Below are 15099 nucleotides of genomic sequence, written 5' to 3' on the forward strand. Positions count from 1 at the left end.
GCCCGAAATGGATGCGCTTTTATCGTCAGAAAAATATGACGGCTGATCAGCGGTAAAGCCTAAATCACGTAGTCTATGATTGACTCATATCCCGCCCATCAAAGAGTCAACATTATGCCCAAACGTATCAAACTGGAGTTTACTGGCTGCGACGGTCAATCCATCGCCGGATTACTGGAGCTGCCAAATAGCAATCCCCACACCTTTGCCCTGTTCGCCCACTGTTTCACCTGTGGCAAAGACGTTGTATCGGCATCCCGTATTGCACGATCCCTGACGGCGAATGGCTTTGCCGTTTTTCGGTTTGACTTTACAGGGCTCGGCAGCAGTGACGGTGACTTTGCCAATACCAACTTCTCGTCCAATATCGCCGATCTTGTCCATGCAGCGAACTATCTGCGTGAACATTACCGCGCGCCTGCCCTGCTGATAGGCCACAGCCTGGGAGGAGCTACCGTGCTGGCCGCCACCGAATCCATTCCCGAGGCCAGTGGCGTAGTAACCATTGGCGCTCCCGCCGATCCTCAACATGTCACCAAGCAGTTTGCCTGTCAGGTTGATACCATCGAGAAGCAAGGGGTCGCGGAGGTCAATCTGGCTGGCCGCCCCTTTACCATCAAAAAACAGTTTCTGGATGATCTGGCTGAGCATAACCAGCCGGATAAGATAGCCAAACTCAGAAAGGCACTGCTCATCTTCCACTCACCCGTCGACCAAACCGTCTCTATCAAAGAAGCAGAAAAGATCTATCAGGCGGCCAAACACCCCAAGAGCTTTGTTAGCCTCGATGGTGCCGATCACCTGCTTACCAACGCGGCCGATGCAGAATATGTGGCATCGACAATTGCTACCTGGTCATCACGCTATGTCACTGCTGCAGATGCAATCGGCCGACAAGATAACCCGCTCAGCAAAGGTCATGTATTAATTGCAGAAAAGAATCATCAGTTTACCCGAACAGTCTTGTCAGACAGCCACGTATGGCTGGCCGACGAGCCCACATCCGTCGGCGGCAGCGATCTTGGCCCTGATCCCTATGAGCACTTGTTAGCCGCATTGGGTGCCTGTACCTCGATGACCATTCGGATGTACGCCAACCGAAAACAAATCCCGCTCGAAGATGTCACCGTTGAGCTCAACCATAGCCGACAGCACGCGAAGGACTGCGAAGAGTGTGACGTCAAAGACAGCCAAATTGAAGTGCTCTCCCGCTACGTCACACTCAAAGGGACGCTCACCGAGCAGCAACAGCAGCGATTACTGGAAATTGCCGACCGTTGCCCGGTGCACCGTACCCTGCACAATGAACTAGAAGTGAAAACGATTTTGAAGGAGTAATGGCACTTATCATTACCTACAGCGACGTCCCCGGTTGTTTTCTTCACAATGCAACCGGTTTAACATACTGCATTCGATGACAGTTCTATGATAGAACTACAATAAAAATCAATGTGTTGATTGTAACGGTAGCTTAACTACCGTACTCAGTTCAGGAAGGAAATGGATTTCGATGCAGACACCTCAGTACAATCAAACCCGCTCGATAAAACAACTGCTCAGCTATGGTGCTCTCATCATCGTGCTGTTTCTCGGCACTTTCTTCTATGCCGAGCGAACACTTAACAATAAACGAGCGCAACTTATCTCTCTGGAAATTAAAATTCTTAACGCATCCAATGACATGCTGATGATGCGCCGACATGAAAAAGATTTTATTGCAAGAGTGGACTCGCAATACCAGGAAAAAATGACAGCTGCTTATGAGCATATCGTCATCACCCTCAATGATATCCATAACACGATTCAGGCCAACGAGCTGGCAGCTGACTACGATCCCCAAATTACCCTGGATTCAGTCAATACCTACTACCAAACGTTCACCACCCTTGCTGATATGCTTGTTCTAATCCGAGGAAACGGCGAGAAACCAGGTTTAATCGACGAGCTCAAAGACAGCACCCTCAGCCTGGAAAAGGAGGTCAACGCATCGAGGAATAAACGGTTAGATGAGCTGACACTTACTACGCAGGATTTGATGTATCAGTTTTTCTCAGGCTTCGAGGCAGATGTACTTCGAGAAATTGATTCAACACTGATTCAAATCAGTAGTGAAATCGCCCAAACACCCAACTCTACTTCACTGAGTAACGCATTTAATCAATTTAGTCTTGATTTCTATGCCCTTCAGCGCGCCTTTAAGGAATTTGGCTACGATCACAACCAGGGCAGGCATGGTGAGTTAAGAAATACCATTCATATACTCGAGGACAAACTCAATGCGCTGTTTTCTGTAGTTCCGCAAAAGATTGCCGAGAAGCTAAGCTATTTCGAACTCATCAAGCTCCTTGCCGGTGTTGTCTTGTGCCTGTCTATCATTGCCGTTCTGCTCTATGTGGTTCATCAAACGGGCAAACTGGAAAACCAACTCATCAATGCCCGTGAACACGAGAAACAGGCTAACAAGGCCAAGAGTGCCTTCCTGGCCAACATGTCACATGAAATCAGAACACCGCTCAATGGTATTTTAGGGATGACCGAAATCTTGTCAGACTCCCGTCTCACGGCCATCCAGAAGGACTACCTATCAACAATTAATGCCTCTTCACAAACGCTGCTGATGCTTATCAATGATATTTTGGATCTCTCCAAAATTGAATCCGGCCACCTTGAAATCTGTCCGCATACCTGCGCAGTTAAAGAGATCCTATTCGATACTGCGGCCCTGATTGCGCCCAAGGCACAGCAAAAGAATATCGATATTCATATCGAACTTGACCCATCGCTGCCTAACTACATCAAAGCCGACGAGCAAAAGCTCCGTCAGGTCATCATGAATCTTGCTTCAAATGCAATTAAATTCACCGAAAAGGGCTCTATCACATTCTCGGCTAAACTGGTGACGCAGACGAATCTATCCACGACGGTCTACTTTTCTGTCGCCGATACCGGAATTGGTATCGACAAGGATAAACAACAACATATATTCGATGAGTTTAAGCAGGAAAATGCAAACACGTCAGCTCAATATGGCGGAACAGGCCTTGGCCTAGCCATTTCAGCTAAGATGGTTGAGCTCATGGGGGGGAAAATCCAACTTATCTCAAATAAGGGTCAGGGAAGTCAGTTCTATTTCGACGTTAAGTTCAATAATGATGAACAACAGCTATCAACCGATGAGCCAATTGATATTGTTTATTTCACCAAGACGACCAATACGCTGCTGGTCGATGAAGTTCAGCGCTTCGGTCATCATGTCACAATCGTTCAACGCGCCTCGACCATATCTGCGTCATTACAGCAAGTCGGCTTGATCCTTGTTGATAATTTCGAAATGTTACAAGACGTTGAGAGTAACTACTCTCAATACCCTATTATTTATATTCGACGCAATACGGAAACTATCAGCAGTGACATTATCAACGCCACAAATAACACCACAGCATTTGTTACTGCCCCGTTGTTTGGTACCCGACTCAAAAAAGCACTGACAACAGCCGTGAATCATGACTTACCAGAGCCAGCTAGCCCCCCAACGGCCCCGCAAACGCTTAGAAAGAAAGTCCTCATTGTCGAAGACAACAAAGTTAACCAACAAGTTGCCTGTATCAACTTGAAGAAGATTGGGCTCGATTACACTCTGGCAAATAACGGACAGGAAGCGATTGAATGCTATGAGCTTCATCACGAAGCTATCGGCCTCGTGCTGATGGACTGTATGATGCCTGTTCTCAATGGTTTCGATGCCACCCGATCCATTCGCCAATTCGAAAATGACAACGGCTACCCTCGCACACACATTGTTGCGTTAACCGCCTCTATTCTGGATGACGATATTCAAAAGTGCTTCGATTGCGGAATGGATGATTATCTGCCGAAACCCTTTAAGCGCGAAGTCCTTATTGAAAAGCTGGAAAAGCAAGTGGGCCTGGTAGATGAATATTAGGGGTTAAGAAAACATGACTGAACTAGGCCAGGGCTGTCTGGCCTAGTATTATTTATTTTAGTTAAAGGCACGCACCGCTTTACCGTAACCCGAGTAACGATAAGACCCGGCACTGTCGGCAATGATCGCTGACTCCCCCTTCGCCAATAAGATCTCAGCGCCTTTGGTACTTAGTGTCATCTCGCCTTCCAGACACATGATGATTTCGGCACTGCACACGAACTCTTGGCACCCAGTCTCCTGCAAAGACCCATCACTCAAGGTGAGCACCTCAAACTTAAAATCATCGACAGGTATAGGATAAACCTGCCTGTGCCCTTTCGTTTTGGGCCTCAACCTCAAATGCTGGTGTGGGATCGACTCAAAGCGGGTATTGTCCAATAGCTCATCGACATCGATATGCTTAGGCGTCAATCCTGCGCGCAAGACATTGTCTGAATTGGCCATGATCTCAATACCCGTACCTTTAACATATGCGTGTGGCGTTTCGGCATGCAGGAACATCGCCTCACCGGCTTCCAGCTCAATCACATTCAGCATAAGAGGCGCGAACAAACCGACATCATCAGGATAGTCCTTGGAAAATTCAGCAACCATCGCAAATGCTTCTTTCCCTACCTCTCCCTTGCCTTTTTGCTCGATGTTATCCATCAGTTGGGCAATCGCTTTTAACTTTTCATCACCATCCAAAGCAATAACCGTACGGAAAAATACCGCCAGTTGCGCCGGTGTCTGACAGGCATTTAACGCCTGTACATGGGGGCGAAAGACACTACAGCCAGATTGCTCAAAAAGCTCAATGATTTCGCTGATCACCCGAAAACCATTCATGGCCTTATAGTTCGTCAGGGCGTAGACCAGCTCAGGCTTATGATTAGGATCTTTGTAGTTACGCTCCGGCGCACTTAGCGGGATCCCAGCCTGATTTTCACGCTCAAATCCCTCTACCGCTTTGGATTTTTTCGGATGAACCTGGATTGATAGCGGCTTATCGGCCGACAATACCTTCATCAGGTATGGCAGCTCACCGAATTTATCACAGGTATAACGACCCAGTACCTGCTCCGGCGATGCCTCGATCCACTCAGAAAGCAACTGGGAACTGCCGTTATTGACTATCTTTGAACAGCCATTCGGGTGTGCGCCCATCCACAGTTCGGCCTGCGGCAAGCTATCAGGGTTACTTATCCCAAACAAGGCATTCATCGCGGTAGTACTGCCCCAAGGATAATTTTGAATGATATTATCCAATTTATAAATCATACGGATTTTCCTGTCTGAACCTGTGCTTTTATTGTCAAAAGCCGTGATTCAATGAAGTCTTTTCAAAAAACGGCCGGACATCTCTGCCCGGCAAATCACGGATAACAGCCAACTAGAAACGAACACGGAATGTCTTAGCCTGGCATGGGCCAAGGTCTCCAAACTGTTCAGCAGTTAGAGACTGTTTTTCCAATGCGACCTCGTCCATACGGGTTTCGAACCACTCAGTCACAGGGCGGTTGAATCGAACCGCATCTTTTACTTTTTCCGTTTCAGACGGGTTATAGACACGCATGATGAGAGCATCTTCATCCTCGGCTTTTTTCAATACACTTAGCACCGCACCCTTGATGTCTTTCTCTAGCAGGCTGAAGGTCAGCGGCAGATCCTGTTCACCGACATTCAGTTTCATCGCGTTGTAAGGGATTTTGTTGTAACAGTGGATCGGTGTGACATAGTCACGGGCATGCTGCATCACATTGGCAGAAATATGATTGCCGCGATAACCAAACAGACCGAAGCGACATGTCAGCTTGCCGCGCATCTGCGAGTCAGGTGTCGGAACCTTGATGCCAGACGGGCGTCCCGGGCGAAGCAGCAACTCTTCTTTGCCAAGCACACCGACAGAGCGGAATAGCGTTAGTGCAATGGTGTCTTTTTCTTCATTACCTTTGGAAGAAATAACCTCAAACTCACGCAACCCGTTGGTAAATACTGCCAGGCCCTGCTTGCCATCTTCCAGCGCAGCAAAGTTCATCAACTGCCATACCGGTACTGGCGCCTCTTTCCAGCCATCGGCTTCCCAGTTCGCCATTTCCGGATCATCTACCGGGCGGGTAATACAACCAAACTGGTTATCGGCAACAACCGACTCAGAGACATACGGCGTCGGAATGAGCACTCTTACCCGGTGATCATTAACCTGGTTGTCCAGCGCCATCTCGACATCGATCCGGCGGCTACCGGCTTTCAGGGTAACCGTACACTCGACATCCATACGGGCGTTTTGCTGTTTCGCTTCACGTTCCGCAAGATCTGCCGGCAGGGCCATTTGATAGCGAATAGTTGCAACGCTCTGGAATCCTTGATGCGTAATCGTAATATCGTTTTCAAAATCGGTTGAATAGAGCAACCACTCCTGGCGAGACGGCGAGTAATCGTACTCATCACCGTCATCCGAGCCTTCTTCCAGCTTCAGTACCTGATCGTAGCTCTGTCCGGCCTGCTTATCGAAGATAGTCAGTGTGCCGTTGGCATTGACTTTTACAGTGTAAAACTCATTCTCCAGCAAGCCTTCTTTATGCTCGGCAACTACTTTATTGCCGGCTTCTTTGCCCTGGATATGCAAAGTAGTAAAGCCCATTGCCGGTACTGCAACAGCCAGCTGAATATCGAATTCCATGAACGGGTCGTAGTTACCGTAATGCACAATCTGGCGGTCTACCTGACCCGGGTCGATTTCACGCTGGTCACAGATGTAGTATTCAACCGGGTTGCCATTTTCATCGCTGATCGAGAACTCTTGGGCACGAATACGGATGGTGGTATTCACCACTTCTTCCCGGGCATACGGTGACAAATTAAAGAACGCCAACTTGTCGCAGCCTTCTTTGGCAGGCATATGATCAACAATCTTGCGCTTGTAGAATTGAATCAGGTTTTCAGCCATATCGTCAGCAAGAATGTAGCGGTTCAGGATCTCGGCATGCACCTTGTCGCTACAGCAACAGCCGATACTGTCGTGAGCGTGGTTCTTCATGCTTTCTTTCCACATTTTCTCAATCAGGCCGTGGTGATATTCGAAACCAAATGTCCAGGCAATGGCGGCCAGCGGTTCCAGAATGTTCACGATCTTGTTTTCGATTTCAGCATGGATCAGTTTGATATCCATACGGGTTGAAGAGATGGTACGGTGAACACGCATGTATTTACCGTCGTTGAACTCACCCTTCACCACATCAAGCTCGTCACGCAATGCCTCGATACGCTCGAAGACTTCCTCGTAGCGACTCATGTGAAACTCACGATCAGGATAGATTTCACGGAGCTTGTCCATTACCTCGAAGATATCCTGCTGAATAGGCATCTGATCGTGGCCGTTAGGTAGCAGGATGTCCTTGGTTACCGACGGCTTTTCAAGCACCGGGAAGTATTTATCCAGGCGCGCGCGCAACCCTTCTTCATCTTGCGGCAGATATTTACCAATCGCATAACCCAGCGGCAGTACCTGGGCTGTTACTTCACTGCCGTCATTGCTCTGCCAGAGGAATTCAGTCTTGTCGGTACCATGGCGCTCAGAGCAGCCACGCCAGAACATTGCACGGTCAATCCCAAAGCCGTTATAAATCATAGGAAGCTGCGAGCTCATCGAGAATGAATCCGGAAGGTAGCCAATCTTCATCGGCTCACCAAAACGCAGGCAGTCGCGGATACCATACATCATGTTACGAACGATGGACTCACCCGACACCTGCATGGTATCTGTCTGTGAATACCACGGGCCAATAATCAGCTTACCGGCCTGAACCAGCTTACGAACACGCTCTTCATTTTGTGGTTTAATCGCGAAATAATCTTCAAGTACTGCAGTTTGTCCATCAAGTACATAGAATTTGTAGTCTGGATCCGATTCCAGACGAGTCATAATTTCTTCCATGTTGTTCATCAACAGAATTCGCGATTCTTCTGTTGTGAAATACCATTCACGATCCCAGTGCATGTGCGGAGTAATATGAACGCGAGATGTTGCCATAATAATGTACCTGATTAGTTTTCTTGCTTTGCCGGGTGCAGAAAGCCGCACCCGGCTAGTGGGGTGTTGTCAGCGATGTGACATAAATAGTGTTGTTTTAACTTGGAACTTTAGAAATTACGCTTCAGCGGTCACTTTAAAGGTACCCTTTTTTGTCGCATGTGCTCGCCAGCTCACTAGCAAAATGGTCGAGATAGCAGCACCAATGATCGCCGCGCCGAACCAGATACCCGCAGCCATGAAGCTACCAATACCCGCATCGTGAAGTAGGAACATAGAGAAGATACCGGCTCCCGGCGTTGACAGACCGATACCCGCGGCACCGACAATGGCACCCGTTACAATCGAACCGGCAAGGAACGAACCAATAACACGGATAGGATCTTCAATCGCCATCGGGATTGCCCCTTCGGTGATGCCGGCAAGGCCAAGTAGCCAGGTCGATTTACCTGTTTCGATTTCAAAGTCTTTGAACAGACGCGGTGCCATCATGGTTGAAGCTGTCACCGTAAAGGCTGATACCATTTTCACCGAGCCGAAGATGGCATAAGGGCCATATACGCCGTTTGCCATTGCCCCCAGGCAGAATGCGTAAGCCGCTTTGTTGACCGGACCACCCAGGTCAAAAGAGACAAAACAACCAATTACCGCACCCAGCAACAAGGCATTGGAACCAGAAAGACCGTTCAGCCAATCAGTCAGTCCCTGGTTGAGGAAAGCAACAGGCTTGCCCACCACAAACAGCATCAGGCTTCCTGCGACCAGGGTACCGATAACCGGGTAGAGGTAGAAAGTCAGGAAACCGTTGAAAGCAGGGCTCAGACGAATATTCTCTTTCACCCAGCGCATCAGGTAACCGGCAATCAAACCACCGACGACACCGCCAAGAAAACCCGACCCAATGAGGTTGGCAGCAATACCGGCAGCAAAGCCCGGGCCTAATGCCGGTTTATCGGCAAGTGAATACGCCGTATAGGCTGCAAGTACTGGTACCATCAGGGTACCCAGCAGGCCACCGCCTAGCTTACGGTACATCCACAACCAGGAGTTTTCTGTTGCATAAAGCTCTTGCAAGTCAAACATCTGAGCAATAAGAACTGCAACAGCCAGCACAGTACCACCGGCAACTATAAGAGGAACAGCAAAGGATATACCGCTGAGCAATGCTTGTTTCAGTTCAGTTTTGAGCGGCAGCTTTTTAGGCTTGTCGCTGGTTGCGGCAACACGCTCTTCCGTCGAGCCATTCTTCGCCGCCTCCATCGCATCATTCAAAATCCGCTCGGCATGACGAATCGGTTCAGCCACCGGTGTTTCGACGCGCGGGATACCGTTGAATCGTTCAACTTCTTTAATTGCCACTTCTGCGGCAAAGACACAGGCATCAGCCTTGTTCAACTGTTCGGCAGTCAGACGGCCTTCAATACCGTTGGCTCCCTGTTTTTCGACATGAACATTAATGCCCAGTTTTTTCCCTGCTTTTTCAAGGTATTCAGCCGCCATATAGGTGTGTGCAATACCTGCAGGACAGGCCGTCACACAGACAATGGTTGGTCGCTCTGAATTTGTATTGTTATTTGTATCATCAACATCTTGCTGAGATGCTTCTTCATTGCTGTCTAGCAATGCCATCACTTCTTCTGCCGAGCTGGCTTTCAGTACCGCCTCGCGGATATCGTCGTCCACCAGCGTTGTTGTCAGCTCGGTCAGCAGGTGCATGTGAGTCGAGCCTGCCTCGGCGTTAGGGATCGCAATCAGGAAGACTAAATTAACATCTTCATCTTCGTCCTCGTCGATCCCTTTCCATTTAAGGTCTTGTTTCAGTGTAGCTACCGCAAAACCGGCTTCCTTAACGGCATCAGTCTTGCCATGGGGAACCGCCAAGCCTTCACCAAGTGCAGTAGGGCCTTGCTCTTCTCGGGCAAACACCGCATCGAGATAAGCCTGTTTGTCATGGAGCTTGCCTTGTTGATCCAGTTTCTCAGCAAGCGCGTAAATGGCAGCTTCTCTGCTCTCAAACGTTGTCTGGAGCGAAATGAGCGCCTTGTTAGTCAGGGTCGTCAGTTTCATATTTTCCTCAGTACCGTCTTCCAAGATGGCGTGGGAACGCCTGTAGTTGTATTAATACAAATATAATACCTATTAATTTGAAGGCTACTGTGATCCCATTCACACAATGTATAAGATAGGTATTAATGTTGTATTACCATTTAAACCATGTTGTATGGAACAACTTCCTTTAAAACGGCTTTAGCGGTAATATAAACACATTGCTTAACTATAAGTTGTGGTAAGGCAGCCTGCCTTACTTTAGGAGAGACATGTGGCACGCCTTCCTATGTACCGTCAGATCGCTGACGCAATAAGGGAACAAATTCAATCCGGTGAATACAAGCCAGGAGATGCCCTGCCGACCGAAGCGCAGTTACGGGAGGAGTTCTCGGTAAGTCGTGTTACCGTTCGCCAGGCCTTGAAACTGCTGATTGAACAAGATGTATTGGAAAGTGTTCAGGGCAGCGGCACCTACGTCAAAGAAAGCAAGGTCAACTACGATATTTATCAGTACACCAGCTTCTACGAGAAGCTCAGTCACCTCAACGTGAAAACTCACAGTGAAGTACTGGCTTTTGAAATCACGACGCCTTCAATATCAATCGCTGAAGCACTCGAAATCGCCGACGACGAACGTATTTTTTATGTCAAGCGGGTGCGCTTTATCGACAATAACCCTGTCACGCTTGAAGAAACCTGGCTTCCGCTATCCCTGTTTCCGGATTTGACCTATGAAGTCATGCAAGGATCCAAATACGACTACATCGAAGGGAAAAAGAAGATGGTGATCGATCGCAGCGAACAGGAGATCATTCCAGTATTGCCTAACGAGGAAGTCGTTAGGCAACTTGGGATCCCGGCAGATCAGCCAATCATAGAAAAGATCACCAAGGGTTATTTGGCCGACGGAACGGTATTTGAGTACAGTCGCAACTTCTTCAAATCGACAGACTACAAATTTACCCTGATAGCCAAACGCTCTGCGCGAGCCTAATGCATCATGACAGACAGAGTCCTCATATCCAGCGAAGGTAAACGATGACCGAATTCGAAAAAATGGTAAACGGCGAAGACTTTGACGGTTTCGATCCGGAGATCACCGCACTCAGAAACCATGCTGCGGCCCTGAAACAACAAATAAACAATAATCCCGGCGATACCCTGCAAGATTTGATGAAACAACTATTAGGCTCCTTCGGCGCAGGCAGTATCGTGACGCCACCCTTTTTGTGTGAATTCGGTAAAACAATCCATATCGGCCACAATACCTTCGTCAATATGGGGGTTACCATGCTCGATAACACCGAAATCCATATTGGCGACAACGTACTCATCGGTCCAAATGCCCAATTTTATACCCCAACCCACTCACTGGACTATCAAAGCCGACGCCGCTGGGAAACTACCTGCAAACCTATTGTGGTTGAGGATGACGTATGGATCGGCGGCCAGGTAGTGATCTGCCAAGGTGTCACCATCGGTGCCCGCTCTGTGATCGCCGCTAATTCGACCGTCACCAAAGACGTTCCGCCTGATACCCTGGTAGGCGGCTCACCGGCTCGAATCATCAAGCAGCTCTGTTAAACCGTTATTGAGTTTGAAGAAGAACAACTACACGGACGTAGTTGATTATCTAGCTTTCTGTCGCTGCCTTATCAAGGCTCACTCGCTTATTGCTCGCCCTGACATTGATAATGTTACCGACAACCATCAGCAAGCCACCCGCCATAACCGCCAGCTCAACGGCTTCGCCGTAGAACAACATACCGACCACGGCAATCAGCGGCAGACGCAGGAAATCGAGTGTCACAACCACACTGGCATCAGCGTACTGCATGGCCTTGGCAATGCAGTAGTGAGCAGATAAGCCGGTGAGTCCAACGATGAGCAAGTACAGCCATTCGCCCCCTTGCGGGGTCTGCCAATCAGGCAGCATCAACACCAGGCTAATCGGTAACTGGATAAGAGACATGTAAAACAGGATAGTTATCGGAGACTCGGTCAAAGAAAGCGACTTGGTCGCTACATATGAAGCCGCAAAACTGACTGCGGCCAGTAATACAATTAAGGATGCCGGGTTGAATACCGCGGTTGTCGGTTGAATAATAGCGATAACTCCCAACAGCCCCAGACCAAGCGAGGCAAGCTTAACCCTGGTCAGTTTCTCCCCCAGAAATACGCAGGCAATCATCAGCGTCCACAGCGGAACCGTAAACTCCAGCGCAAACACTTCAGCCAGCGGCAGCAAGGTAATACCGAGAAACCAACAATACTGACCGAGGAAGTTCATAAGATTCCGGCCAAATTGCAACGCTGCACGCTCTGTTTTCAGCAACCTCTGCTGACGGTGATAAAACACAATAAATACAATCACCGCCAATCCGATCAGGCTACGGAAAAAGAGCATCTCAAATGGCGAGATACGATCACCAAGCTCCCTGACACCAATGGCCATCAAAGAAAAAGACAGTAAGGTTCCCACCATCCAGTACACAGCAGCCATCAAACACCTCGCATCCTTGAGTCCGTATCGGCAGCCAACGTCTCGAAAGGCTCGATAATGCCTTCGCACTATGATTTATAACAGACGCTTAGCTGTAGTAAGAACGCCCAACAATACCAGCTTTTGATAATCGTATTGTTAACTCATATCACAGCTAGGCACTCGACTTTCTCAACTTGCTCGGGCTGATCCCGTAACGCTTACGGAATAGTTTGCACAGATAACTGACATCCTGAACCCCAACTTCGTCAGCCAAGTGCTGCAAGCTATGATCAGAGTTAATCACCCGCCAGTGGACATGCTTCAGGCGCATTTCAGCCCAGTACTCTCTTGCCGTCAGACCCAAACTTTGTTTAAACAACCTGTCGAGCTGTCGTCGGCTGATAGCCAGCATATCGGCCAGTTCATCGACCGTCTTGGGCTCGGCCAGTAACTGGCGCATCAAACTGATCGCTCGTCCGACATGCCGCCCGGCCGTATTATTAGCCCGTATATCTTCATCCAGAGATTTGAGCTGATGCAGCTGGCCACGTGCCTCGTCCACCAGCATATCAGCCAGCCCCTTTAATGCCTTGGCCCTACCACAGTGACGTGCCACCAACTCGACAGCCAAATCCACCGCGGCACTACCGCCGGCACAACTAATCCGTTTACCGTCAATGCAATAGAGCTGTTCTGTTTTAACAGCAATTCTCGGATAGGCAGTACGAAACTCCTGAATATGCCGCCAATGAACCGCAACACTATGATCATTTAACAACCCGGCTGCCGCAAACAGAAAGCACGCATTATCGATACTCACCAATGCCACGCCCTTGGCAGCAGCCTCACGTAACATACCGCCATAAATATCCGTGAGTTGCTGGCTACTTCTGGCACTACGTCCACCGAACACCACTAAATAATCGTAAGCCTCCAGCGCAACCTCATCGGCTGTTCTCTGTGCCACCACTGGCACACCGCTGCTCGATATTACCGGATCCTTGTCGAGACCAACGATTTCCCAAGAGCAATAACGTTGCCGACTATGATCTTCTTCGTCAGCCGAAAAACGTAACTTATCGAGGAAGCCACCAAACGGCAGCATATTAAATTCAGGCAGTGGCAAGAGCAAAAAGCGTACGTCAGGTGATGTCCCTGCTGGTAATGTCTCGCTTTTCAAAAAGTCAGATTCAGTCATAGGGGGTCCATTCGTCACATCGCAGCCTTGATCGCAGTCTTAATATTACCCTATAACGTCTAAATAGAACCAAATTATTATGCACTGTCCACCCTATACTGTGCGCATCACTTTTGATTACTGAGTGAAAGAAAGGAGCAATTATGGCTGTAGAAACCTGGTTAATTTATCTCGTTGCCGTTATCGGCTTGTCCTTTGCTCCTGGCCCCAACGGTTTGTTGGCACTCACCCATGGCGCAATGTACGGGCACAGAAAAACACTGGCGACAATCTGTGGCGGTGTACTTGGCTTTATTGTGCTGATTGCACTGTCTATGTTCGGTATCGGAGCCGTATTGCTGGCATCAGTGGAAGTGCTAACCGTATTTAAATGGTTAGGCGGGGCATATCTGATCTGGCTCGGGTTTCAACTTTGGCGCTCGCCGCCAATCAGTCTCGCTCCCATTGAGGGAAAAGCGACAAAAAGTCATATGGCCCTATTCAGGCAGGGGGGGCTTGCAGCAATTTCAAACCCGAAGGTGTTGTTATTTTTTGGCGCTTTCCTGCCCCAGTTTATAAACCCCGAGCAGCCCCTGCTGCCCCAGTTTATCGTCATGGCAGCAACATTCGCTATCGTTGAATTTACGGTTGAGTATCTGCTTGCCCGCGTTGCCTACAAAATACGTCCATGGCTGGAACGCAGCGGCAAGCGTTTTAACCAGGGATGTGGCGGGATCTTTGCCCTGCTCGGCGCCAGCCTACCTCTGACGCAATAACTCAATTTGGAAATAAGTGCGGGTAAGTGAAATACGGAACTTACGGAATAGGAACCTCACTTATCCGCACTACCATCCCAGCCTCTAATCCAATGCTCCTGTCAACTTCAACAATACCTGCTCAACAACAAGATACTGTTCTTCCATTAGCGCTATCTGCTCACGGGCTGCTTTATCATTGCCTTGCGTAGCCTGCTCGACGGCGGCTTCGGCATGTTCATGTACCCGTTTGTGCGGCACTTCAAGCGACACAAACAAGCGGTTTCCTTTGAACTCCTGGCGGACATTGTCCGAGTAATACCATTTACCGATACCGCATTCTTCGGATGATATGACCGAAGGAGGCACTGGCTGATCCGGGCTGTTGACAAACTTTATGATATCACTGCGCAGGAAGGTCTCATCTATCATCGCCAGCTCAAGCTTAGAGCGCCAGTTGGCGGCTTCAAGATCAGACTGTGTCTCCCCAATTCGTGCCAGTTGCGTACCAAGGTTATCCATGGTCTCTGCGGTATCACCCGCGACCTGATCTATCCGGCCAGACAAGGTTTGATTTAAATCACCAAGCTGAGAGGAGCTCTGAGTCAGGCTCGATAAGAACACATCCGCATCTTTCGCCGATGCGCCTGTTGTACCTGACAATGCACGAACTTC

Annotated in this window: 11 protein-coding genes; 5 read left to right on the top strand and 6 right to left on the bottom strand. The window is 48.9% G+C overall.

Annotation, left to right across the window (positions count from 1 at the left end):
- The first annotated feature begins 114 nt into the window (after positions 1–114).
- Both MHN01_RS05035 and MHN01_RS05040 read left to right on the top strand, forming a co-directional pair.
- Positions 115–1338, top strand: a complete 1224-nt coding sequence (locus MHN01_RS05035) for a bifunctional alpha/beta hydrolase/OsmC family protein (protein ID WP_239410314.1) — start codon at positions 115–117, stop codon at positions 1336–1338.
- Positions 1339–1510: 172 nt separating this feature from the next.
- Positions 1511–3943, top strand: coding sequence for an ATP-binding protein (locus MHN01_RS05040; RefSeq protein WP_239410315.1), 2433 nt, complete (start codon positions 1511–1513; stop codon positions 3941–3943).
- 57 nt (positions 3944–4000) lie between these two features.
- Here the strand turns inward: MHN01_RS05040 and manA are convergent, their stop codons facing one another.
- The 3 genes from manA to mngA all read right to left on the bottom strand — a co-directional run bounded on the left by manA (position 4001) and on the right by mngA (position 10025).
- Positions 4001–5206 carry a mannose-6-phosphate isomerase, class I gene (gene manA / locus MHN01_RS05045; RefSeq protein ID WP_239410316.1) on the bottom strand — a complete coding sequence of 402 codons (1206 nt, stop codon included), beginning with the start codon at positions 5204–5206 and terminating at the stop codon, positions 4001–4003.
- A gap of 112 nt (positions 5207–5318) precedes the next feature.
- On the bottom strand, positions 5319–7958 hold the full coding sequence (gene mngB, locus MHN01_RS05050; RefSeq protein ID WP_239410317.1) for a mannosylglycerate hydrolase: 2640 nt from the start codon (positions 7956–7958) through the stop codon (positions 5319–5321).
- A gap of 117 nt (positions 7959–8075) precedes the next feature.
- On the bottom strand, positions 8076–10025 hold the full coding sequence (gene mngA / locus MHN01_RS05055) for a PTS 2-O-a-mannosyl-D-glycerate transporter subunit IIABC (RefSeq protein ID WP_239410318.1): 1950 nt from the start codon (positions 10023–10025) through the stop codon (positions 8076–8078).
- A gap of 253 nt (positions 10026–10278) precedes the next feature.
- On the opposite strand from mngA, the gene MHN01_RS05060 reads away from it, so the two are divergent.
- Both MHN01_RS05060 and MHN01_RS05065 read left to right on the top strand, forming a co-directional pair.
- Positions 10279–11001: a GntR family transcriptional regulator gene (locus tag MHN01_RS05060; protein ID WP_239410319.1), complete on the top strand. Its 723-nt coding sequence runs from the start codon at positions 10279–10281 to the stop codon at positions 10999–11001.
- 44 nt (positions 11002–11045) lie between these two features.
- Complete coding sequence (locus tag MHN01_RS05065; protein WP_239410320.1) at positions 11046–11591, top strand: sugar O-acetyltransferase; 546 nt, start codon at positions 11046–11048, stop codon at positions 11589–11591.
- A 49-nt stretch (positions 11592–11640) separates the two neighbouring features.
- On the opposite strand, the gene MHN01_RS05070 is transcribed toward MHN01_RS05065, so the two are convergent.
- On the bottom strand, positions 11641–12510 hold the full coding sequence (locus tag MHN01_RS05070; protein WP_239410321.1) for a DMT family transporter: 870 nt from the start codon (positions 12508–12510) through the stop codon (positions 11641–11643).
- 154 nt (positions 12511–12664) lie between these two features.
- On the bottom strand, positions 12665–13690 hold the full coding sequence (locus tag MHN01_RS05075; protein WP_239410322.1) for a GlxA family transcriptional regulator: 1026 nt from the start codon (positions 13688–13690) through the stop codon (positions 12665–12667).
- 143 nt (positions 13691–13833) lie between these two features.
- On the opposite strand from MHN01_RS05075, the gene MHN01_RS05080 reads away from it, so the two are divergent.
- Positions 13834–14445: a LysE family translocator gene (locus MHN01_RS05080; protein ID WP_239410323.1), complete on the top strand. Its 612-nt coding sequence runs from the start codon at positions 13834–13836 to the stop codon at positions 14443–14445.
- Positions 14446–14529: 84 nt separating this feature from the next.
- On the opposite strand, the gene MHN01_RS05085 is transcribed toward MHN01_RS05080, so the two are convergent.
- Positions 14530–15099: CZB domain-containing protein (locus MHN01_RS05085; protein WP_239410324.1), on the bottom strand; the 570-nt coding region annotated here is incomplete at its 5' end.

The organism is Photobacterium sp. OFAV2-7, assembly GCF_022347985.1.
Lineage (GTDB): Bacteria > Pseudomonadota > Gammaproteobacteria > Enterobacterales > Vibrionaceae > Photobacterium.

Excerpts from the sequence above, each read along its gene's own strand:
- MHN01_RS05075 (WP_239410322.1), bottom strand. The coding sequence starts at position 13,690 with ATGACTGAATCTGACTTTTTGAAAAGCGAGACATTACCAGCAGGGACA.
- MHN01_RS05080 (WP_239410323.1), top strand. The coding sequence starts at position 13,834 with ATGGCTGTAGAAACCTGGTTAATTTATCTCGTTGCCGTTATCGGCTTG.
- manA (WP_239410316.1), bottom strand. The coding sequence starts at position 5,206 with ATGATTTATAAATTGGATAATATCATTCAAAATTATCCTTGGGGCAGT.
- MHN01_RS05040 (WP_239410315.1), top strand. The coding sequence starts at position 1,511 with ATGCAGACACCTCAGTACAATCAAACCCGCTCGATAAAACAACTGCTC.
- mngA (WP_239410318.1), bottom strand. The coding sequence starts at position 10,025 with ATGAAACTGACGACCCTGACTAACAAGGCGCTCATTTCGCTCCAGACA.
- MHN01_RS05065 (WP_239410320.1), top strand. The coding sequence starts at position 11,046 with ATGACCGAATTCGAAAAAATGGTAAACGGCGAAGACTTTGACGGTTTC.
- mngB (WP_239410317.1), bottom strand. The coding sequence starts at position 7,958 with ATGGCAACATCTCGCGTTCATATTACTCCGCACATGCACTGGGATCGT.
- MHN01_RS05070 (WP_239410321.1), bottom strand. The coding sequence starts at position 12,510 with ATGGCTGCTGTGTACTGGATGGTGGGAACCTTACTGTCTTTTTCTTTG.
- MHN01_RS05035 (WP_239410314.1), top strand. The coding sequence starts at position 115 with ATGCCCAAACGTATCAAACTGGAGTTTACTGGCTGCGACGGTCAATCC.